Origin of the sequence: Burkholderia sp. IDO3, assembly GCF_003366075.1 — a bacterium.
Lineage (GTDB): Bacteria > Pseudomonadota > Gammaproteobacteria > Burkholderiales > Burkholderiaceae > Burkholderia > Burkholderia anthina.
The window spans coordinates 682169-702504 of sequence record NZ_CP028964.1 but is presented as its reverse complement, the minus strand read 5'-3'; the positions used below and the strand labels follow the sequence as shown (position 1 = coordinate 702504).

Annotated in this window: 16 protein-coding genes; 9 read left to right on the top strand and 7 right to left on the bottom strand. The window is 67.9% G+C overall.

Annotated elements, in window-relative coordinates; all coding sequences use genetic code 11:
• Nucleotides 1–105: 105 nt before the first annotated feature.
• From DCN14_RS34850 to DCN14_RS34840, 3 genes are all read right to left on the bottom strand, one after another.
• Nucleotides 106–1326 carry a porin gene (locus DCN14_RS34850; protein ID WP_096504530.1) on the bottom strand — a complete coding sequence of 407 codons (1221 nt, stop codon included), beginning with the start codon at nt 1324–1326 and terminating at the stop codon, nt 106–108.
• A 146-nt stretch (nt 1327–1472) separates the two neighbouring features.
• The gene (locus DCN14_RS34845) at nt 1473–2315 is read right to left on the bottom strand and encodes a shikimate dehydrogenase (RefSeq protein WP_096504528.1); all 843 of its coding nucleotides are present in this window, start codon (nt 2313–2315) and stop codon (nt 1473–1475) included.
• Nucleotides 2312–4867, bottom strand: coding sequence for a branched-chain amino acid ABC transporter ATP-binding protein/permease (locus tag DCN14_RS34840; protein WP_096504526.1), 2556 nt, complete (start codon nt 4865–4867; stop codon nt 2312–2314). Before DCN14_RS34840 ends, DCN14_RS34845 begins: the two co-directional genes overlap by 4 nt.
• A gap of 113 nt (nt 4868–4980) precedes the next feature.
• Between DCN14_RS34840 and DCN14_RS34835 the strand changes: the two genes are divergently transcribed.
• Nucleotides 4981–6033: an RNA-guided endonuclease TnpB family protein gene (locus DCN14_RS34835; protein ID WP_096504820.1), complete on the top strand. Its 1053-nt coding sequence runs from the start codon at nt 4981–4983 to the stop codon at nt 6031–6033.
• A 15-nt stretch (nt 6034–6048) separates the two neighbouring features.
• Here the strand turns inward: DCN14_RS34835 and DCN14_RS34830 are convergent, their stop codons facing one another.
• Together DCN14_RS34830 and DCN14_RS34825 are read right to left on the bottom strand one after the other, a co-directional pair.
• Nucleotides 6049–6918 carry a branched-chain amino acid ABC transporter permease gene (locus DCN14_RS34830; RefSeq protein WP_096504524.1) on the bottom strand — a complete coding sequence of 290 codons (870 nt, stop codon included), beginning with the start codon at nt 6916–6918 and terminating at the stop codon, nt 6049–6051.
• A 135-nt stretch (nt 6919–7053) separates the two neighbouring features.
• Nucleotides 7054–8352: an ABC transporter substrate-binding protein gene (locus DCN14_RS34825; protein ID WP_096504522.1), complete on the bottom strand. Its 1299-nt coding sequence runs from the start codon at nt 8350–8352 to the stop codon at nt 7054–7056.
• Between the two features lie 216 nt (nt 8353–8568).
• On the opposite strand from DCN14_RS34825, the gene DCN14_RS34815 reads away from it, so the two are divergent.
• Nucleotides 8569–9615, top strand: a complete 1047-nt coding sequence (locus tag DCN14_RS34815) for a Gfo/Idh/MocA family oxidoreductase (RefSeq protein WP_096504520.1) — start codon at nt 8569–8571, stop codon at nt 9613–9615.
• 20 nt (nt 9616–9635) lie between these two features.
• On the opposite strand, the gene DCN14_RS34810 is transcribed toward DCN14_RS34815, so the two are convergent.
• A complete protein-coding gene (locus DCN14_RS34810; RefSeq protein WP_096504518.1) occupies nt 9636–10532 on the bottom strand; it encodes an NAD(P)-dependent oxidoreductase in 897 nt (298 codons plus the stop codon).
• Between the two features lie 138 nt (nt 10533–10670).
• Here DCN14_RS34810 and DCN14_RS34805 point away from each other — a divergent pair, with 138 nt between their 5' ends.
• The 5 genes from DCN14_RS34805 to DCN14_RS34785 all read left to right on the top strand — a co-directional run bounded on the left by DCN14_RS34805 (nt 10671) and on the right by DCN14_RS34785 (nt 16395).
• Nucleotides 10671–12416, top strand: a complete 1746-nt coding sequence (locus DCN14_RS34805) for an FAD-dependent oxidoreductase (protein WP_096504516.1) — start codon at nt 10671–10673, stop codon at nt 12414–12416.
• Complete coding sequence (locus tag DCN14_RS34800; protein ID WP_096504514.1) at nt 12413–13024, top strand: NIPSNAP family protein; 612 nt, start codon at nt 12413–12415, stop codon at nt 13022–13024. The genes DCN14_RS34805 and DCN14_RS34800 overlap by 4 nt, the downstream gene beginning before the upstream one ends.
• A 39-nt stretch (nt 13025–13063) precedes the next feature.
• Nucleotides 13064–13897: a sugar phosphate isomerase/epimerase gene (locus tag DCN14_RS34795; RefSeq protein WP_096504512.1), complete on the top strand. Its 834-nt coding sequence runs from the start codon at nt 13064–13066 to the stop codon at nt 13895–13897.
• Between the two features lie 115 nt (nt 13898–14012).
• On the top strand, nt 14013–15419 hold the full coding sequence (locus DCN14_RS34790) for an MFS transporter (RefSeq protein WP_096504510.1): 1407 nt from the start codon (nt 14013–14015) through the stop codon (nt 15417–15419).
• A gap of 109 nt (nt 15420–15528) precedes the next feature.
• The gene (locus DCN14_RS34785; RefSeq protein WP_096504508.1) at nt 15529–16395 is read left to right on the top strand and encodes an IclR family transcriptional regulator; all 867 of its coding nucleotides are present in this window, start codon (nt 15529–15531) and stop codon (nt 16393–16395) included.
• A gap of 169 nt (nt 16396–16564) precedes the next feature.
• Here DCN14_RS34785 and DCN14_RS34780 read toward each other — a convergent pair whose 3' ends face one another.
• Nucleotides 16565–17116, bottom strand: coding sequence for a TetR/AcrR family transcriptional regulator (locus tag DCN14_RS34780; protein ID WP_096504506.1), 552 nt, complete (start codon nt 17114–17116; stop codon nt 16565–16567).
• A gap of 170 nt (nt 17117–17286) precedes the next feature.
• On the opposite strand from DCN14_RS34780, the gene DCN14_RS34775 reads away from it, so the two are divergent.
• Both DCN14_RS34775 and DCN14_RS34770 read left to right on the top strand, forming a co-directional pair.
• Entirely contained in the window at nt 17287–18840 is a 1554-nt protein-coding gene (locus DCN14_RS34775) for a carboxylesterase family protein (protein WP_096504504.1), read from the top strand.
• A gap of 76 nt (nt 18841–18916) precedes the next feature.
• Nucleotides 18917–20317 carry an APC family permease gene (locus DCN14_RS34770; protein ID WP_240327460.1) on the top strand — a complete coding sequence of 467 codons (1401 nt, stop codon included), beginning with the start codon at nt 18917–18919 and terminating at the stop codon, nt 20315–20317.
• Nucleotides 20318–20336 lie beyond the last annotated feature (19 nt).

The following is a 20336-nucleotide window of genomic DNA, read 5'->3' as shown; positions in this document are numbered from 1 at the left end:
TCGGCGCGCGGCGGAAGAAGCTCCGATAATTGTGGAATGTTATTCCAATAAATAACAAAGTGGAATTGTATTCCAAAAATTAAGCAGGGCGACGCGCGGCGACATTCAGAAGCGGTGCACGATACCGACGCCGGCCGCGAACTGGCGGCGCGTGGATGACGGTGTCGAGTTGAAGCCGTCGCCGAGCGTGGCGGTCGCGTCGATGACGTTGCCGCTGCCCGCGGTGCCGAGCGTGCTGCCGTTCGAGCGCTGGTACGCCTCGAGCGCATAGAGCCCGGTGCGCTTCGACAACGCGTAGTACTGCGACAGGTTGAACTGCTGATATTGCGCGGCGTTCGCGATGCCGTTGGCCTTCGTGGCGCGCGTGAAGCTGTAGCCCGCGCCGAGATCCCACGCCGTGGCCGGTTTCCAGTGCAGCACGACGCCGCCGGTATTGAAGATCGCCGTGTCGGCGAACTTCGAGCCGGCGCCCGGGATGTATTGCACGTTGGAGTAGGTCGCGGACACGTCCCACGCGTTGTTGATCGCATAGCTCGCGCCGACCGCGAAGCGCTGCTGTGCCTGTGCCGTCTGGTAGCCGTTCGTGAGGGCGGACACGCCGGCCTGCGCGCCGTTGTTCGACGTCGTCGAGTTCGCGCCGAACGCACCGCCGCCCGATGTCGAGTTGTTGATTCGCGAGAAGCCGACCGCCATGCCGATCGGGCCGTTCGCATACTGGATCGCGGCGGTCCACGTCGAGCCGGCATTCAGGCTGCCCGCGACGCCGCCGAGCGAATACGAGCCGCCGAACGTGAAGCCGTACAGCTTCGGCGACGTGTATTCGATGGTGTTGTTCGCGCGATAGATGGTGTCGAGCCCGTCGATGTCGCCCGGATGGGCGCCGAAGAAGCCGGTCAGCCAGTTGGTCGGGCTGTACGGGGACAGCAGTTGGTAGTACGACGCATATTGCCGGCCGAACGTCAGCGAGCCGTAGGCGGGATGCGTGAAGCCGACCCAGGCCTGGCGCCCGAACATCGCGTCCGTATATTGCTGGCCGCCGGTCGCGGAGTTGATGCCCGACTCGAGCACGAAGACGGCCTTGGTGCCGCCGCCGAGATCCTCCGTGCCGCGCACGCCGAAGCGGCTGCCGGCCCAGACCCCCGTCACCATCTTCACCGACGAATGGCCGCCGGCCGTCGAGCCGAGCGTGGTCTGACTGCTTTGGTACGCGATGCCGTTGTCCACGACGCCGTAGAGCGTGACGCTCGACTGCGCGAACGCCGGTGCGGCTGCGAGCAGCGCGACGCCGGCCGCAACGAGTTGGGGGGAGGTACGACAGGATTTCATGGATTGTCTCCGGATTGTTGTGATGAGGCAGGCATGCACGGCGGCGCGGCACGCCGCGTCGCCGTGCATGCGGGGAAAAAACGATTCGACTGGATTCGACGGGGCGCGCCGCGCACGGCGCACGCGCCCCGCCCGCACGCACGCGCTCAGGCGGCGGTATCGAGCAGAAACGCGACCATCCGGTCGCAGACCCGCGCGAACATCTGCGTGCCCGTGACGGTCCGGCAGCCGCGGGCGCGCGCCGCTTCGATGAACGGCGTGAGCGGCGGCTTCGTGACGACGTCGCCGACGAACGTGGTGGCCGGCACGCGCGACACGTCGACGGGCAGTGGATCGTCCGCCTGCATGCCCATCGGCGACGCATTGACGATCACGTCGAACGATTCGGGCGCGACGTCCGCCGCGGCGACGCGCACCGTGCCGCGCTGCAGCGTCGCCAGCCGGTCGACCAGCGACGCGGTGCGGGCGGCATCGTTGTCGCGCACGTCGAGCGACGCGACGCCCGCCGTCACCAGCGCATGGCCGATCGCCGAGCCCGCGCCGCCCGCGCCGACCAGCAGCGCGCGCTTGCCGCGCAGGTCGCAGCCCGCGTCGCCGAGCGCGGCGACGAAGCCGGTGCCGTCGAACATGCCGCCGTGCCAGCCGCCGTCGGCGGTGCGGCGCAGCGTGTTGGCCGCGCCGAGGAACGCGGCTTCGTCGGACAGGCTCGTGCAGAACCCGGCGGCGCTGAATTTGTGCGGCACCGTGATGATCACGCCGTCGACGTTGCGCATCGGCGTGATGCCCGCGAAGAACGTCGCGAGATCGTCCGGCGCGACGTGCGCGGGAACGACCAGCGCGTCGAGTCCGGCCTCGCGCAGCGCGGCCGTCACGCCCTTGGGCGAACGGACCTGCGCGATCGGATCGCCGACGATGAAGTGGACGCGGGTCGCACCGCTCAGGCCTTCGTCGAGCGAAACCGGGGTGGTCGGGGTCAAGGGGGCAGTCATGCTGTTTTCATCTCCTGGGTGGAACCGGCCTCGTTGTGTACGATGCCGAGCAATTTCGCCTGGGTGGCGGTGTCCTGTTCGAGCGCGACCGCGCTGCTCTCGTGCGCGACGCGACCATTGACGAGCACGTAGGCGCGATCGGCGATCGGCAGCACCATGTCGGCCTGGTGCTCGACGATCACGACGCTCGCGCGCTCGCGCAGCTTGACGACCGCGTCGAGCACTTCCTGCACGACGGCGGGGGCGAGCCCTTCGAACGGCTCGTCGAGCAGGATGGCCTTCGCCGGCGCCATCAGCGCGCGCGCGATCGCCACCATCTGCCGCTCGCCGCCGGACAGGTGTTCGGCGCGCGCGTCCTTGCGCGTCGCGAGGCGCGGGAACAGCGCGAACATCTCGTCGACACTCGCGCCGCCCTTGCGCGCGGCGAGCCGCAGGTTTTCGGCGACCGTGAGGTTGGGGAACAACCGGCGGCCTTCGGGCACCATCGCGAGGCCGAGGCGATTGATCTCGTGCGCGGGGCGCCCGGTGATGTCGTGGCCGTCGAACACGATGCGCCCGGCCGTGACGTCGGCCACGCCGGTCGCGGCGCGCAACGTCGTCGTCTTGCCGACGCCGTTGCGGCCGAGGATCGCGATCACTTCGCCTTCGTGAAGCGTGAGGTCGATGCCGTCGAGGATCGTGTTGCCGGTGTAACCGGCCTTCACGCCTTCGACGCGCAGCAGCGGGCGTCGCGCCGGCGCGGCGTCTTCTTGCTGCGCGCCGCGTCGTGCGGCCAGCCGCGCATCGACCGGCCGCTCGCCCTTCGCGTGGCCGAGATACGCTTCGACCACCTCGGGATGGCGCGCGACTTCGGCTGGCGAGCCGTCCGCGATCAGCCGGCCGCGATGGAGCACGCTGACGCGATCGGAGATCGTCAGCACGCGATCGATGTCGTGCTCGATCAGCAGCACCGCATGATGGTTCGCCAGCTCGCGGATGATCGCCGCCACGCGCACGCGATCGGCCTCGGCCAGCCCCGCGAGCGGTTCGTCGAGCAGCAGCAGGCGTGCGCGGGTCGCGAGCGACAGCGCGATTTCGAGCAGGCGCTGTTCGCCATGCGACAGGCTTTCGCAGCCGTGCGCCGCGCGATCGTCGAGCCCGACCGCCGCGAGCAGCGACCAGGTCAGCGCATTCTGTTCGCCGAGCGTGTGTGCGTCGCGCCACATGCCGAGGCGATCGTGCTGCGCGGCCTGCACCGCCACGCGCACGTTCTCGAACACGGTGAGGTTGCGGAACACGCTGAGGATCTGGAACGAGCGGCTCATGCCGAGCCGCACGCGGCGGAACATCGCGAGTTTCGTCACGTCCCGGCCGTCGAACGTGATCGTGCCGGCCGTCGGCGAGAGCACGCCCGTCAGCATGTTGAAGAACGTGGTCTTGCCCGCGCCGTTCGGGCCGATGAAGCTGTGCAGCCGGCACGGATGCACGTCGAGGTCGATCCGGTCGGCGGTCACGAGCGAGCCGAAACGCTTCGACAACCCGCGCACGCTCAGCACGGGCTTGCCGGAATCGGTGTCGATGCCGCCTGCGCGATACGGCGCGATCGTGTCGGGGCGCGCGGGAATCGTGTCACGCACGAGCGTCCAGCGCGGGCGTCGCAGCAAGCGCTGCACGATGCCGTGGATGCCTTCGGGCGAGAAGAACGCGAACGCGATGATGATCGGCGCGAAGATCAGCCACCAGTGCTCGGTCAGGCTGCTGAGCTTGTCCTCGAGCAGGATGAACGCGATCGCGCCCCACAGCGGCCCGAGAAACTGGTGGACGCCGCCGAGCACGGTCATCAGCAGGCTGTCGCCCGCATGTTCCCAGCTCAGGTTGTTCGCATACGCGCCCTGCAGCATCAGGCACAGCAGGCCGCCCGCGTAGCCGATCACGGCGGCCGAGATCACGAACGCGCGCAGCTTGAGCCGGTACGTGTCGTAGCCGAGGCTCGCCGCGCGCTGCTCGTTGTCGCGCAGCGCCTGCAGCGCCCGCCCGAACGGCGCGTGCACGAGGCGCCACAGCAGATACGCGATGGCGATCACCGTCGCGCACGCGAACACGTGGAAGTCGACGGTCGTCGGGAAGGTCGGGCGCGGCACGTTCTGCAGGCCGTTTTCGCCGCCGGTCACGTCGGTCCACTTGAATGCGATCTCGAATGCGATCTGCGAACAGGCGAGGGTGAGCAGCGAGAAGTACAGCCCGCGCCGGCGCAACACGATCGCGCCGATCAGCGCGGCCAGCACGGTCGTCACGATCACGCTGGCCGCCAGCGCGAGCAGCTCGTTGCCGAGCACGCGCAGCAGCGACACGGCGACCAGATACGTGGCCGTGCCGAAGAACACCGATGCGCCGAACGGTACGAGGCCCGTGTACGCGACCAGCAGGTTCACGCCCATCCCGTAGAGCGTGTAGATCGCGATCTGGGTCGCGCGCTCCAGCGGCGTGCCGGTCGCGGTGAGCGCGAGCGACACGAGGACGAGCGCGGTGGTCAGCACCGCAACAGGGTGGCGGGTCAGATAGGCGGGTTTCATCAGTTGCTCCGAGAAAGCTCGCCATTTCCCCCAACGGGACTCCCTTCGGGGCGCATGGCGGGGAGGAAAGGAGCGCCGTCGACAGACGGCATTCCAACGCTACAATGACCGGCATGATCCTTGTCTACCGCTACCGGGTGAAGTCGCTCCACGGACTCCTTAACAAGCCGAGCCGCGCGGTGAACACCGTCTGGAACTTCTGCAATGACACGCAGAAGCACGCGCTCAAGTGGAGCAAGAAGTGGCCGACGGGTTTCGACTTGAACGTGCTGACGACGGGGAGCAGCAAGGCGCTCGGCATCCACTCCGGCACGATCAACGCGACGTGTGAGCAATACGCGAAGTCGCGCAGCCAGCACCGTCGCCCCTACTTGCGCTATCGCGGCAGAAAATCGCTGGGCTGGGTGCCGTTGAAGGGCCGCGACCTGAACCGCGAGGGTGACGCGTTCCGCTTTGCCGGCAATACGATCCGTGTGTTCAGCAGCCGCCCGCTTCCCGACGGCAAGATCAAGGACGGAACCAATTTTGCGCAGGATGCGCGCGGCAACTGGTTCCTCAACATCGTGATCGAAATGCCCGATGTTCAGGCGCGCCCGATCCGTTCCGGTGTCGGCATCGACCTCGGTCTGAAAGACTTCGTCACACTTTCGACCGGCGAGAAGCTGCCGAATGACCCGTTCGGCCGGCGCGCGGCCGACAGGCTGGCGAAGGCGCAGCGGGCGCGAAAGCACAAGCGGCATATCGCGAAGCTGCACGTACGGGTGGCGAACGCCCGCGCCGATTTCCAGCACAAACTCGCGCTCGATCTGGTGCGGCGCTTCGATTACATCGCGGTCGGCAACGTGTCGGCCTCGAAACTGGCCAGAACCAGGCTGGCGAAAAGTGTCTACGACGCATCCTGGTCGTCCTTCCGGGACAAGCTCCGTTACAAGGCGATGGCGCACGGGGCCACGTTCGAGGAAGTGGACGAAAGCGGTTCTACCCAGTCCTGTTCGGCGTGTGGGTCGAAAGACAGCACGACGCGGCCGAAAGGTATCGCGGGACTGCGAATAAGAGCGTGGGCCTGCAGTGACTGTGGTGTCGAGCATGATCGTGATACCAATGCTGCGTTGAACATTCTCCGATGCGGACGTGCATCGCCAGTAGTGGGAATCCCCTGCCTTTAGGCTGTGGGGGGGACGTCAATCGAAGCGCTCCCAGCGTTCACCAAACAGCCCGCGAGGGCGCACGAGCAGGACGAGTGCCATCAGCACGTACATGGCGACCGACGAGCCCTCCGGAAAGAACTGGACGGCCAGCGCGGTCACGATGCCGACCAGCAGGCCCGCGACCACGGCGCCGGCGAACGAGCCGAGCCCGCCGATCGTCACGATCACGAACGCGGGCATCACGGCGGTCGTCGCCATCCCGGGCGTGACCGTGACGAGCGGCGCGGCGAGCACGCCGGCGGCGCCCGCGAGCAGCGCGCCGAGCGCGAAGGCGCCGGTCAGCACGCGCGGCAGGTTGATGCCGAGCAGTCCGACCATTTCCGGATCGCGGCTGCCGGCGCGCAGGATCCGCCCGTACGGCGTGTAGTTCATGAACCACCACAGCACGACGAGGATCGCAACCGTCGCGGTGAGCACGAACAGCCGGTACTTCGTGATCAGCAGCGGCCCGTAGACGAGAAAGCCGTTGAGCATCTCGGGCGGGCTGAACGGCAGGCCACCCGCGCCCCACACGAGGCGCACCAGCGCGGTGAGCAGCAGCGACAGCGCGAACGTGACGATCAGGCTAAGCAGCGGCTCCTTGCCGTACAGGCGCCGGATGAACACCACTTCGATCAGCACGCCCACCGCCGCGACGAGCACCGGCGCGAGCACGACGGCGGCCCATCCGAACTGCGTCGACAGCGCGATCGCGAAATACGCACCGAGCGCGAAGAGCGCGCCATGCGCGAAATTCACGATGCCGAGCAGCCCGCAGATGATCGACAGTCCGATCGCGAGCAATACATAGAGGAATCCCAGCACCAGTCCGTTGGCGACCTGGGACAACAACATTTCAGCCATGCCCTTACTCCAGAGTGCGGCCCGTCGCCGCCGCGCCGCGGCCCGTCGTGACGGGCGAACGGCGGGCCGCGACGCGCGCGGGATACGCTTGGGGCCGTGTCGATTCGTGCGCCGCCGCGGCGGCGGCGCGCGGGCTCAGCGCGCGGCCATCCTGCAGCCGATCTCCTCGCGCGTGCCGAACAGGCGGTCGAGGTCGGCGGGGTTCTGCGGCACGACGGAGATTGGGTCGAGCCAGTCCCATTTGTCGGTGATCCGGTCCTTCACCTTGAACACGCTCCAGCGCCGCAACAGCTGGTGGTCCCACGGGCGGAAGTACGCGGGGCCGCTGCCGTCGGTCATCCGGATGGTTTCCAGGCTCTGCACGATGTCCGCGCCGGACGTGCTCTTCGCGTGGTTGATCGCCTGCAGCAGCGCACGTGCCGTGAACCAGCCGATCCAGGCCTTGTCGGCCGGCGGCTTGCCGTACTTCGCCGTGTACTTTTTGACGAACGCGACTTCTTCCGGCGAATGGCCCGGCGAGCTGAAATGCCACGGCTTGCCGTAATAGCCGGTCGCCGCATCGGCGTTGATCGACCACAGATCCGAGTCGCCGATGATCGGGCACGCCACCGGGATCCGGCCTTTCATACCCATTTCCGCGTATTGCTTCAGGAACGTCGACAGGTCGCCGCCCGGCAGCCCGAGCAGCACGACGTCGGGTTTCGACTGGCGGATCTTCAGGATGAACGAGCTGAAATCGGTGGTGTTGAGCGGCGTGACGTCGGCGCCGGTGATCGAGCCGCCCGACTGCTTCAGCAGGTCCGACATCGCCCGCTGGATGTCCTGCCCGTACGCATAGTTCGCGACGAGGAAGTGCCATTTCTTGCCGATCGCGAGCAGCGACGGCGCGAGCGCGCGGCACGCGACGGGTGTCGGGCTCAGCACGCGGAACGTGTACGGGTTGCAACTGCTGCCGGTCAGCTCGCGCGCGGCGGCGTTCGGCGCGATGTAGGGCGTCTTGGTGCGCCACGCGACCGACGACATCGCCAGCGACGTGCCGCTGTTCGTGCCGCCGATCACCGCGATCGCCTTGTCCTGCTCGACGAGCTTCTGCATGTTCTGCTGCGCCGACTGCGGATTCGGTTCGTCGTACCAGACGAGATCGACACGCCGGCCGCGCGCCTGGTTGCCCGCGTCGTCGAGCGCGAGCTTGACGCCGTTCGCGATCACTTCGCCCTGTTCGGTCCATACGCCCTGCTTGGCCATCAGCAGGCCCAGCTTCAGCGGTTGCTCGCCCTGCGCGCGCACGATCGCCGGCGCGGCGAGCGCCGCCGCACCGCCCGCGAGCGCCTTGCCCGCGGTGACGAGCCACGCGCGGCGCGACAACGCCGGGTTGTCGGGCGCGTCCGCCGGGTGGCTGGAAAGGGTGTCGTTCTGCGCGTGCTGATCAGTCATGTGTCTGGCCTCCTGTTTCCTGCTCAAGGGTCGATTCCGCGCGGTCCGTGGGCGGGCCGCGCGGCGCGTGTCGAAATTTTTCGTGAATTCTAGTTAGAAGTGGAATAGCATTCAACAATCAAAGATGATTTCAATAAATCGGGGTATTCACCCGGTCGGTCCGGAATGCGAACGGCTCGACGCGATGCGGACGCCCCGAGCAACGGAGATGAAAAGATGGCAAGAAGACGGCTGGCAGTGATCGGTGCGGGCGCAATCGGGCGGATGCACGTGGAGCGCGCACGCACGCATGCGCAGGTGGACGTGGTGGCGATCGCCGATCCATCGCCGGCGGCCGAGCAGTTCGCGCGTGCCGAGGGGCTGCGCGGGTTCGCCGATTACGCGACGATGCTCGACGCGGTGCGCCCGGACGGCGCGATCGTCGCGACGCCGAATGCGACACACGTGGAGGTCGGCCTGGCATGCATCGCGCGCGGGGTGCCGGCGCTGATCGAAAAGCCGGTATCGGACAGCGTCGCAGCGGCGGCCGAACTGGGGCGCGCCGCACGCGAGGCCGGCGTGCCGCTGCTGGTCGGCCACCATCGCCGCCACAATCCGATCCTGCGGCGCGCGCGCGAGATCGTGCAGTCGGGGCGGCTCGGCAAGCCGGTCGCGGCCAATGCGCTCGCGACGTTCTACAAGCCCAACGCGTATTTCGACGTCGAATGGCGCCGTCGCGCGGGCGGTGGCCCCGTGTTGATCAACCTGATTCACGACATCGACATCATGCGGTTCCTGTTCGGCGAGATCGTCGAGGTGCAGGCCCAGGCGTCCAATCGCGTGCGCGGCTTCGACGTCGAAGACACGGCCGCCGTGCTGCTGCGTTTCGACAGCGGCGCGCTCGGCACGCTGGCCGTGTCCGACTGCGCGGCCTCGCCGTGGAACTGGGATCTCGCGGCGGGCGAGGCCGCGCACTATCCGCGCCAGCAGGTGAACACGCATTTCCTGATCGGCACGGATGCCTCGCTCACGCTGCCGCAACTCGATCTGTGGGAATACCGCAGCGGGAAGGGCTGGCACGATCCGTTGACGGTCGAGCGCTGCACGCCGCATGGCGCCGATCCGTATCGCGAGCAGTTGCGCCACTTCGCGGCGGTGATCGCGGGCGACGAGGCGCCGCTGTGTCCGGCCGACGACGCCGCGCGCACGCTCGCCGCGACGCTCGCCGTGCATCGCGCGGCCGCGACGCGCACGGGCGTGGCGCCCGCGGACGTCGCGGCGTAGCCGCGCGGACGGGCGCCGGCCTAGCGCTGGCGCCCGTAGAACGCCACCGTCTGCCGCAGGCCGTCGTCGAGTGCAGTGCGCGGCAGGCCGGGCAGCAGGCGCGCGAGCGCGGGGTCGTCGGGGAAGGCCGTCGCGATCGGCAGCGGCGGCCCGCCTGCATCGAGGTGTGCGCCCGGCACGATGGCCGCGATCCGCTCGATCAGCGTGTTCACCGGGGTGATCTCGCCCGCCAGCGTGAAGGCGTGCGCGCCGCCGATGTCGGCCAGCAGCGCGGCCTCGTAGGCGGCGGCGACGTCGTCGGCGAACACGAGGCCCGTCGTGCCGGTAAACGGAATCGTGTAGCGCTCGCCGCGCGCGGCCGCCCGGCACGCCAGGCTCGGCCCCGCGCTCGAGCCGGTCTCGCGCCCGGCGCCGTAGACCACCAGCGGACGAAAGCCCACGCTCGCGATCCCGTGGTCGTGCCAGTACGCGCGCGCCGATCCTTCGCACGCCAGCTTGAACGCGCCGTAGTGGGTTTGCGGCAGCGGCACGGCGCCGTCGTCGGGGCCGAACACGCCGGCGCTGCTCGCATAGAGCACGCGTCGCAGCCCGGCCGCGCGGGCGGCCTCGAATACGTTCAGCGTGCCGATCAGGTTGACCTGCGCGCCGCGCACGGGATCGGCCGCGCAGTCCGTCGTGAGGATGCCCGCGAGATGGATCGCCGCGTCGCAGCCGTCGAATGCGCGCGCCGTGGCGGCCGCATCGGCGATGTCGCCGGTGCGCCACTGCACGGCCGCGGCCCGTTCGGGCGCGAGCGCCTCGACGAGGCGCGGGTTCGTGCGCATGTCGAAACTCACGCATTCCATGCCGCGCGCCAGCAGCCTCCTGATGATCCATGCGCCGAGAAAACCGCTGCCGCCCGTTACCAGTACTCGCATTGCATTGCCTCCCTGTCGTCACAAAGTCTTTGCTAAACTCAATTTAGTGGAATAGTATTCCACTTCGAAAGAACATTCCATATGCGTCGCGATCAGGTCGCATCCGGCGTTGGAGACACTGAACGGGCAAGACTGAACATGAAGCGTGAACCGATACTCGATTGCGACGTGCTGGTACTGGGCTCCGGCGCGGGCGGCCTCGCGGCGGCGGTCACGGCGGCGGCGCAGGGGCTGCGCGTGATCGTCGCCGAGAAGGAGGCGGTGTTTGGCGGCACGACCGCGTGGTCGGGCGGATGGCTGTGGATTCCGCGCAATCCGCTCGCGACGCGGGTCGGCATTCGCGAGGACATCGACGTGCCGCGCACCTATCTGAAGAACGAGCTGGGCGCGCAGTTCGATGCGGCGAAGGCCGACGCGCTGCTCGAACGCGGCCCGGAGATGATCGAATTCTTCGAGCGGCACACGGCGGTGCGCTTCGTCGACGGCAACCGCATTCCCGATTTCCACACCACGCCGGGCGCCGGCACGGGCGGGCGCTCGGTCTGCGCGATGCCGTTCGACGGCCGCGAACTGGGCCCGCTGATCGACCGGTTGCGCGCGCCGCTGTCGGTGACGACGCTCAAGGGGATGGCGCTCGCGTCCGGCCAGGATCTCGCGCATTTCTATCGCGCGACGCGCTCGCTGAAGTCGGCGCTGCATGTCGGCCGCCGGCTGGCCGCGTTCGCGTGGCACACGCTGCGTTACGGGCGCTCGATGCATCTCGTCAACGGCAATGCGCTCGTCGCGCGCTTGTTGAAGTCGGCCGCCGATCGCGGCGTCGACCTGCGCACGCATGCGAAGGCGATCGGCCTGCTGCGCGACGACGCGCGCGTGACCGGCGCGCGCGTGGCGATCGACGGCATCGTGCACGAGGTGCGCGCGGCGCGCGGCGTCGTGCTGGCTTGCGGCGGTTTCCCGCACGACCCGGCGCGGCGCGCGCAGACGTTCGCCTATACGCCGTCGGGCCGCGAACACTGGTCGGCGGCGCCGCTCAGCAATACCGGCGACGGGATCCGGCTCGGCGAATCGATCGGCGCGCATTTCGACCGGTCGCTCGATGCGCCGGCCGCGTGGGCGCCCGTCTCGCTGGTGCCGCAACCGGGCGGCGACGCCGTCGCGTTTCCGCACCTGATCGAACGCGCGAAGCCGGGCGTGATCGCGGTGACGCGCGCGGGCAGGCGCTTCGTGAACGAGGCATCGTCGTATCACGACTTCATTTCCGCGCTGCTCGACACGACGCCGGCCGGCGAAGAAGTGTGCGCGTGGCTCGTCTGCGACCATCGCTTTCAGCGGCGCTACGGGCTCGGCTTCTCCAAGCCGTTTCCGTTTCCGACCGGCCCGTACCGGCGCTCGGGCTATCTGAAGCGCGGCGCGACGCTCGATGCGCTCGCGCGCGAATGCGGCATCGACGCGGCCGCGCTGGCGGACACGGTCTCGGCCTACAACCAGTATGCGAAGCAGGGCAGCGATCCGGCGTTTCACAAGGGCTCGACGCCGTACAACCGCGTGCAGGGCGATGCCGACCGGCAGCCGAACCCGTGTCTCGCGCCGATCGACGCGGGGCCGTTCTACGCGGTGAAGCTGTTGCCCGGCAGCCTTGGCACGTTCGCGGGCCTGGCCACCGACCGCGATGCGCGCGCGCTCGACGTCGCCGGCCGGGCGATCGCCGGCCTCTACGCGGTCGGCAACGATGCGGCCAGCATGATGGGTGGCTGCTATCCCAGCGGCGGCATCACACTCGGCCCGGCGATGACGTTCGGTTATCTCGCCGGCCTTTCTCTCGCCGACGCCGCGCCCGAACCCGCGCGTGCCGGCATCGATTCATCCTCGAGGACAATGCAATGACACTGTATGACGTGGTGACGCTCACGGTGAAGATCGGCGCGAACGCGCAGGTCTTCGAAGGGATTCAGGCCAGCGGCGATCCGCAGGGCGGCAAGCTGCTCGGCGCGTGGTACTCGGACATCGGCACGCTCGGCCAGGTGCTGGTGCTGCGCGGCTACGAATCGGAGGCCGCGCTCGTCGCCGAGCGCAAGCGGATGCTGCTCGAAGGCAATCCGTTCGGCTGCGGCGAATCCATCATCGACGTGAAGACGGCCAGCTATGCGCTGTTCCCGTTCCTGCCGCCGATCGAGCCGGCCGTGCACGGCGGCATCTACGAGATGCGCGTGTACGGTACGAAGCTCGGCAGCCTGCAGCACACCATCGACGTGTGGGAACAGGCGGTGCCGGCGCGCACCCGGCGCTCGCCGCTGGTCGGCGCGATGTATGCGCTCGACGGCGACACGCCGCGGTTCCTGAACATCTGGCCGTATGCGAGCGTGGACGAGCGTTCGCGCATTCGCGCCGAAGCGGTCAAGGACGGCATCTGGCCGCCGAAGGGCGGCCCGGCCCATCTCACGACCATGGAATCGACGATCTGCGTGCCCGCGCCGTTCTCGCCGTTGCGCTGAACCTGCCGTGTGTTGCGCCATGACGCTCAAGGAGACGATATGACCCAGCCTCAACCCCGCGCGCTGTCGCTGTCGGCGCTGACCGTGCTCGAACTGAGTCCGCCGCAGATGGTGCAATGCGCCGTCGACGCGGGCTACGACTATGTCGGCTTGCGACTGCTGCCGGCCACCGACACCGAGGTGCGCCACGAGATCGTCGGCGATACGCGGCTCAAGCGCGAAACGCTCGCGGTCCTGCGCGATACGGGCATGCGCGTGCTCGACGTCGAGATCGTGCGGCTGAAACCCGAGACCGACGTGACGCATTACCTGCCGATGCTCGAAACGGCGGCGGAACTCGGTGCGCGCTACGTCCTCGTGGCCGGCAACGATCCCGACGAAGCGCGCACCGTCGACCGGCTCGGCCGGCTGTGCGACCTGGCCGCGCCGCTCGGCCTGTCGCCGTCGCTGGAGCCGATGCCGTGGACCGACGTGAAGGACATCGGCGCCGGGGCGCGCATCGTCGACGCATGCTGCCGGCGCAACACCGGGCTGATCGTCGACCCGATCCACTTCGATCGTGCCGGCTCGTCGCTCGACGCGTTGCGGGCGTTGCCGCACGCGTACTTCGGCTACGTGCAGTTCTGCGATGCGCCCGCCGAGCGGCCGACCGACGTCGACACGCTGCTGTTCCAGGCACGCTGCGCGCGGATGGTGCCGGGCGAAGGCGGGCTCGATCTCGCGGGCCTCCTGCGCGCGCTGCCCGCCCACTTGCCGGTGAGCGTCGAGGTGCCGAACGAAGCGTGGGCGAAGACGACGCCCGCCGTCGAGCGGGCGCGCCGCCTGCGCGAAGCCACCGTTGCCGTAATCGACGCGGCGGCCGTGCCGGCCTGAGCACGCGTCGGCCGCCTTCGCGGCCCAACGGGCCCGATCGGCGCCGGGCATCGTGCCGGCGCGCGGATCGGGCATTCGACACGACGACAAGAACAACATTTCCGGAGACATCCGCATGACTTCCTCGCAGACGGCCCGCAAGCCGAAGCAGACCATTCAGGATCGCGAATCGAAAGACGCGCGCTCGCTCGACGTTCAACAGTTTCTCGATACACGGCCGGTGGGCGCATTCCAGTGGCTCGTGCTGCTGTTGTGCATGCTGATCGTGATGCTCGACGGGCTCGACACGGTGATGATCGGCTTCATCGCGCCGTCGATTTCCAGCGCGTGGTCGATTCCGCGCGACGCGCTGGGCCCGGTGATGAGCGGCGGCCTGCTCGGTCTCGCGTTCGGCGCGCTCACGGCCGGCCCGATGTCCGACCGCTTCGGCCGCAAGACGGTGATGGTCAGCGCGGTGCTGTGCTTCGGCGTGTGGAGCATCGCGTCGGCGTTTGCGACCGGCGTGGTGTCGCTGACGGTGCTGCGCTTTCTGACCGGCATCGGCCTGGGCGCGTCGATGCCGAACGCGGCCACGCTGATGGCCGAATATGCGCCGCCGCGGCGGCGCGCGCTGATGGTGACGGCCGTGTTCTGTGGCTTCACCTTCGGTGCGGCAGGCGGCGGCTTCGTGAGCGCGTGGCTGATCGAAACGTGGGGCTGGCATTCGGTTCTGCTGCTCGGCGGCGTGCTGCCGATCGCGTACGTGCCCATCCTCGTCAAATGGCTGCCGGAATCCGCGCGCTATCTCGCGCTCTCGGAGCAGCGCCGCGTACGGCTCATCGGCGTGCTGAACCGCGTGCAGCGCGGCGTTGCCGACGCGCGCACGCGCTTCGTGTCGGCCGAGCCGGTGCGCGAGGCGCGCAGCCCCGTCCGCGCGATTCTGTCGCGCGAGCATGCGTTCGGCACGGTGATGCTGTGGATCTGCTACTTCGCGGGCTTGCTGACCGTGTATTTGCTCGGCAACTGGCTGCCGACGCTGATCCGCGGGCTCGGGTTTTCGCTGGCCGAGGCCGCGATCGTCGGCGCGCTGTTCCAGGCGGGCGGCACGGTCGGCTCGCTGCTGATCGGCTGGCAGATGGACCGCTTCAATCCGCACGCCGCGCTCGGCGCGACCGTGCTCGCCGGCGGCGCGCTGGCCTGGTACATGGGCGTGTCGGCCCATCCGTTCACGGTGATCTGCGTGCTGGCGTTCGGCATCGGCTACTGCATGAACGGGTCGAATACGGGCTTCTGCGCGCTGGCGGCCGGCTCCTATCCGACCGAAATGCGGGCCACCGGGACCAGCTGGATGCTCGGCGTCGGCCGCTTCGGCGGCATTGCGGGTGCGATGCTGGGCGCGGCCATGCTCCATGCGAACTGGAGCTTCGGCCAGGTCTTCGCGGCGCTTGCGGTGCCGGCGGCCGTGGGCGGCGCGGCGGTGCTGCTCAAGGGCGCGCGCCATCGCGGCACGTTCGTGGCCGTGAGCGGGGCGGTCGGCCATTGACGGCGGGCGCGGCGTTGCGGCCGCGGTCGCGGCGCCGCGCAAATTCGCTTGAATTCCAGTATGGAATTGTGTTCTTATTTGACATTCACCATACGGACGAGAAGGCGCCATGGCAGGAAATCTCGAGCGTGCGCTCGCAGTGCTGGAATTGCTGGCAAAGAACGGCGGCCGCATGCAGTTGGCCACCATTGCCGATACGCTGAACATTCCCCGCAGCGGCACGCATCGTCTGCTGTCGATGCTGATCGACGAAGGGTTCGTGCGTCAGGACGAAGAGCACGGCGAGTACATGCTGGCGCTGAAGCTGGTGTCGCTCGCGCTGATCTACCTGTCGACGAGCGGGGTGTTCGACATTTCCCAGCCGGTGCTCGATCGCCTGGCCGAGTCGTCCGGCGAACTGGCGCGGCTCGGTGTGGTCGAGGACGATCACATCACGTTCGTCGGCAAGGCGCAGGGTGCGAAATCCGGCCTGCGTTACGACCCGGACATGGGCAGCCAGCCGCCGCTGCATTGCACCGCGAGCGGCCAGGCTTGGCTCGCGACGCTGCCCGACGAGCGCGCGATCGAGCTGGTGTCGAAGCAGGGCGGGCTCAGCGCGAAGGCGCAGAACGTGCCGCGCGCGCCGAAGACGATCCAGCAGTTCCTGAAGGACCTGAACGGCGCGCGCGCGCGCGGCTACGGCGTGGCGATCGAGACTTACGAGATCGGCATGACGTCGCTTGCCGCGGCGGTGCGCAACCCGGTCACGGGCGAAGTGGTCGGTATCGTGAGTCTGGCCGGCCCTACGAGCCGCCTGCCGGAATCCCGGCTCAAGGAACTCGCGCCGTTGCTGCTCGAAGCCGCGTCGGACATGAGCGCGGCCACGCTCGGTTCTCCTTGGTTCAAACATGCGGGCGCGGGCAGCGTGCCGGAGAAGCTGGAACCGGAACCGGCGAGTGCGCCGAAAACGCCGACGCGCAAGCGAGCGGCGAAGTAGCAACGACGCGCACGGCGGTATCGAAACGCTCGTTTCGTCAGAGGGCGACGCGGCCGACGTGTCGCCGATCATCCGCATGCGCAGGTCGTTCGACGTACCGGGCCACCGGTGCGTCGGTACGAGATTCTCTAGCGCCGCATTTCTTCCGCCATTGAGCGCCGCGGCCGCTTCAGGCCGGGCGCGTCATCTCGAGCAGTTCGTCGATGAATGCCGCTCGTTGCCCGGGATTGAGCGGACGCAATCCGCACACCTCATCGAACCACAGGCCTTCCACGGCGAAGCGGATGATGTGCGCGGTCCGCTCCGGCAGTTGGTCGCGGCCCAGCAATTCCGCCCAGCGGGCAGCATGGCTCGCATAGACGGGCAGCAGGCTCGGCTCGAGCAACAGGCTTCCGATCACGGCCGACAGGCTTTTCCCCTCCAGCGCCTGCTCGGAACTGGCGATGATGTACGCACGCGTCCATGCACCGGGCTGTCCGTCGGCAAGCGCGGCATCCGTGACGGCCTGCTCGAACGTCGACGCTTCGAAGTGCAACAGGCCGGCCAGAAGCTCAGACTTGTTCGCGAAATGGTAGAGCAGCCCGCCTTTGCTGACGCCGGCAACCGCCGCCGCTTCGGCTAGGGTAAGTCCCAGGATGCCCTTGTCCTGGAGGATTTTTCGAGAAGCTTCGAATATTTTTCTCTTGGTTTCGCCAATGTCGCTATCGATGTTCTCTTTCATTGGGTTCCTGTGGGATCGACTACCGAAATCGTCCATACCGGCTGGACGGTGCATTATACAAATTCCGTTTGCGATTTTTTTTGGTTTCGCTACTGTACCGGCTGGACGGTTCAGTTCGAATTCGCACGATGCGAATTGCCGTGATCCACTGCATGGCCGGAACGACGAGTATGCAAACCAGCTTTCAGGATGTAGACGCGTGCCCCGCGCGCGTTGACGAAGTGTTGACGCTTGCGGGAGGGAGGGTCCAGGGCAGACGCATTGGCGAGAGCATGCGATTCCTTGGCATACCTTACGGATTGCCGACGAACGGCATGTTGCGATTCAGGCCGCCGATTGCGGCGCCGGCGTGGGACGGCATGCGCGATTGCCGCGCCTATGGCGATGCCTGTCCGCAGGTCAACGATGACTTGCCGGCCTGGCAGTTCGACGGCGCACACTCGGCGGACTGTCTCAACCTGAACGTGTGGATGCCCGCCGATGCGACGCCGGGCGATCGTTTGCCGGTGCTGGTGTGGCTGCATGGCGGCGCCTATCTGTCGGGCTCCGCGAACCTGCCGCTGTACGACGGCCGGATGTTGTCCGACGAACAGCAGGTGGTCGTCGTGTCGATCAACCATCGCCTCAATGCGTTCGGCTACCTGTATCTCGACGACAGGGACGACGGCGCATCGAGTACGGCCAATCTCGGACAACAGGACATCGTGCTCGCCCTCGAATGGATCGCGGCGAATATCGCGGCGTTCGGCGGCGACCCGGACAACGTGACGCTGTTCGGCGAGTCGGGCGGCGGCGGCAAGATCTGCGCGCTGACGATGATGCCGTCGGCCCGCGGGCTGTTCCACAAGGCCGTGATCCAGAGCGGCGCGTTCGTCGCCACGCTGTCGCGGCAGCAGGCGCGCGAGCGGGCCGATGCGTTTCTGGCGCTGCTCGGCGCCGACGCGCGCGCGCTCGTCGATCTCCCGGACGAGCGGATGCTCGCGGCCGCGCGGCAACTGATCGAACGATACGGCTATACGGCGTTCTGGCCGGTCGACGATGGCGTCGTCATCGATGCGTCGGGCGGGCGGCACACGGCGGTGCCGATGATGATCGGTACGACGCGGCACGAGGCGGCGTATTTTCTGGAGCCGCGGCTGCTCGAACACGGCCCGCTCGACTGGCGCGATCACCGTCGCGCGCTGGAGCGCGGCCTCGGCCCGTTCAGCCTCGGTCCCGACGATGCGGCGCAAGCCGCCGCCGCCGCCGAGAGCACGCATGCGGACGCACCCGGCACGATCGGCCGCGACCTGACCGACATCCTGTTCTGGATTCCCGCCGTGACGCTGGCGGAACGCAACGGCCGCCATGCGGACACGTTCATGTATCGCTTCGACTGGGAATTCGCGTGTTGCGGCGGCCGTTACTCGATTCACGGCGCCGAGATTCCGTTCGTGTTCGGCACGCTCGATTACGCGCTGCCGGCCTGGGATCCCGCCGATTTCCCGCACGCACGCTATGCGGCCGACGCGGGCGACGAACGATTCGCGCTGGCTGCCCGCATGCGGCGCGCGTGGGCCGATTTCGCCCGATTTGGCGATCCGTCCGCTCGCGCCGCCATGGCGTGGCCGCGCTACACGCCGGCGTCGCGTTCGACACGAATCTTCGACCGGATCTGCCGCATCGAGGACGACCCCGATGCCGCGCGCCGGCGCGCATGGCGCGCCGAGCACGCGAGCTCGTGATGCATTTCACCTTCATCGACAAGGAACCCACATGGAGACTTCAGCGACAACCCCGGCATCGGCGACTTCACGGCCTTTGAACTGGATCGCCATCGTATTTTTCGTGCTCGCCACGAACGGGCCGCTCACCAGCCTCATCGGATGCGTGCCGTATGGCGTCGCGTACGGCAACGGCATCGGCATCGCCGGTTCCTATCTGTGCGTCGGACTGATCTACCTGCTTTTCTCGGTCGGCTTCACCGCGATGAGCCGTCACGTCCGCAATGCCGGCGCGCTGTACGCGTACGTCGGGCAAGGTCTCGGCCGGCCCGCGGGCGTGGGCGCCGCGTTCATGGCCGTGGCGTCCTATTTCGTGATCACGCTCGCGTGCTATGCGCTGCTCGGCTTCTACATCAGCTACTTCATCAGCAGCCTGACCGGCATCGCGGTGCCGTGGTGGCTCAGCACGCTGTGCGCGGCGGCCGTGGTCCACGTGTTCGCGATCAACAACGTGCAGTTCAACGGCGCCGTGCTGTTCCTGCTGATGATCGTCGAGATCGGGCTGATCGTCGCGTTCAACATCAAGGTGGCGGCCACCGGCGGCGGCGTCGAGCACTTCAGCCTCGCGCCGCTTCATCCGGCGAACGTCTTCACCGGGAAGTTCGGCACGTCGCTGGTGTTCGTGGTGGTGGCCTACATGGGCTTCGAGACGACGGTGATCTACGCGAACGATGTCCGGAACCCGGGCCGCTCGGTTCCGATCGCGACCTATGTGAGCGTCGCGGTCATCATGGCGATCTACGTGGTGTCGACGGTGCAGATGTCCAACGCATTCGGCTATGCCGAGGTCGTCGCCCTCGCGGTCAAGTCGCCCGCGGATCTGTGGTTCGCCGTGACGGAGCGGGTGCTCGGCAAGCAGATGGTGGTGGTGACCAATGCATTGCTGATTACCAGCATGCTGGCGGCGATCATCAGCTTCAACAACGCGACGGTGCGTTACTGGTATTCGCTCGGCCGCGACGGCATCGCGTTCAAGTCGCTCGGGCAGCTGAGCGCGAGGAAAGGGCTGCCGATCCGGGCCGCGAACACGCAGTCCGTGATCATGATCGCCCTGATCGTGGTGTTCGCCGCCTACCGTGTCGATCCGGTGATGGTGATCGCGCCGTATCTCAGCATTCCGTCCGCCATCGGGATCGTGTGCGTGCAGGCGCTGACGGCGCTTGCCGTGATCCGGTTCTTCGCGGCCCGACGCGAGCGCGACACGCCGTTCATCCGGTGGGCCGTCTTTCCGGCGGTCAGCTTTGCCGGGTTCGGCTACTTCCTGTACGCGATGATCGGCAACGTGTCGCTGATGGCCGGTACGTCGTCGACGATCGTGTCCATACTGCCGTGGACGACACCGGCGATCGCCGGCGTGGGCGTGGTTTTCGCCGCATGGCTGCGGCATGCGCGGCCCGAGATTTATACGCGGCTCGGACGATTTCTGAACGAGGGCTGACCGGGTCGACGATTCCGGG

Coding starts and splice junctions, on each gene's coding strand:
- DCN14_RS34815 (WP_096504520.1), top strand. CDS start 8,569: ATGGCAAGAAGACGGCTGGCAGTGATCGGTGCGGGCGCAATCGGGCGG.
- DCN14_RS34845 (WP_096504528.1), bottom strand. CDS start 2,315: ATGACTGCCCCCTTGACCCCGACCACCCCGGTTTCGCTCGACGAAGGC.
- DCN14_RS34835 (WP_096504820.1), top strand. CDS start 4,981: ATGATCCTTGTCTACCGCTACCGGGTGAAGTCGCTCCACGGACTCCTT.
- DCN14_RS34800 (WP_096504514.1), top strand. CDS start 12,413: ATGACACTGTATGACGTGGTGACGCTCACGGTGAAGATCGGCGCGAAC.
- DCN14_RS34810 (WP_096504518.1), bottom strand. CDS start 10,532: ATGCGAGTACTGGTAACGGGCGGCAGCGGTTTTCTCGGCGCATGGATC.
- DCN14_RS34780 (WP_096504506.1), bottom strand. CDS start 17,116: ATGAAAGAGAACATCGATAGCGACATTGGCGAAACCAAGAGAAAAATA.
- DCN14_RS34785 (WP_096504508.1), top strand. CDS start 15,529: ATGGCAGGAAATCTCGAGCGTGCGCTCGCAGTGCTGGAATTGCTGGCA.
- DCN14_RS34795 (WP_096504512.1), top strand. CDS start 13,064: ATGACCCAGCCTCAACCCCGCGCGCTGTCGCTGTCGGCGCTGACCGTG.
- DCN14_RS34830 (WP_096504524.1), bottom strand. CDS start 6,918: ATGGCTGAAATGTTGTTGTCCCAGGTCGCCAACGGACTGGTGCTGGGA.
- DCN14_RS34825 (WP_096504522.1), bottom strand. CDS start 8,352: ATGACTGATCAGCACGCGCAGAACGACACCCTTTCCAGCCACCCGGCG.
- DCN14_RS34840 (WP_096504526.1), bottom strand. CDS start 4,867: ATGAAACCCGCCTATCTGACCCGCCACCCTGTTGCGGTGCTGACCACC.
- DCN14_RS34790 (WP_096504510.1), top strand. CDS start 14,013: ATGACTTCCTCGCAGACGGCCCGCAAGCCGAAGCAGACCATTCAGGAT.
- DCN14_RS34775 (WP_096504504.1), top strand. CDS start 17,287: ATGCAAACCAGCTTTCAGGATGTAGACGCGTGCCCCGCGCGCGTTGAC.
- DCN14_RS34850 (WP_096504530.1), bottom strand. CDS start 1,326: ATGAAATCCTGTCGTACCTCCCCCCAACTCGTTGCGGCCGGCGTCGCG.
- DCN14_RS34805 (WP_096504516.1), top strand. CDS start 10,671: ATGAAGCGTGAACCGATACTCGATTGCGACGTGCTGGTACTGGGCTCC.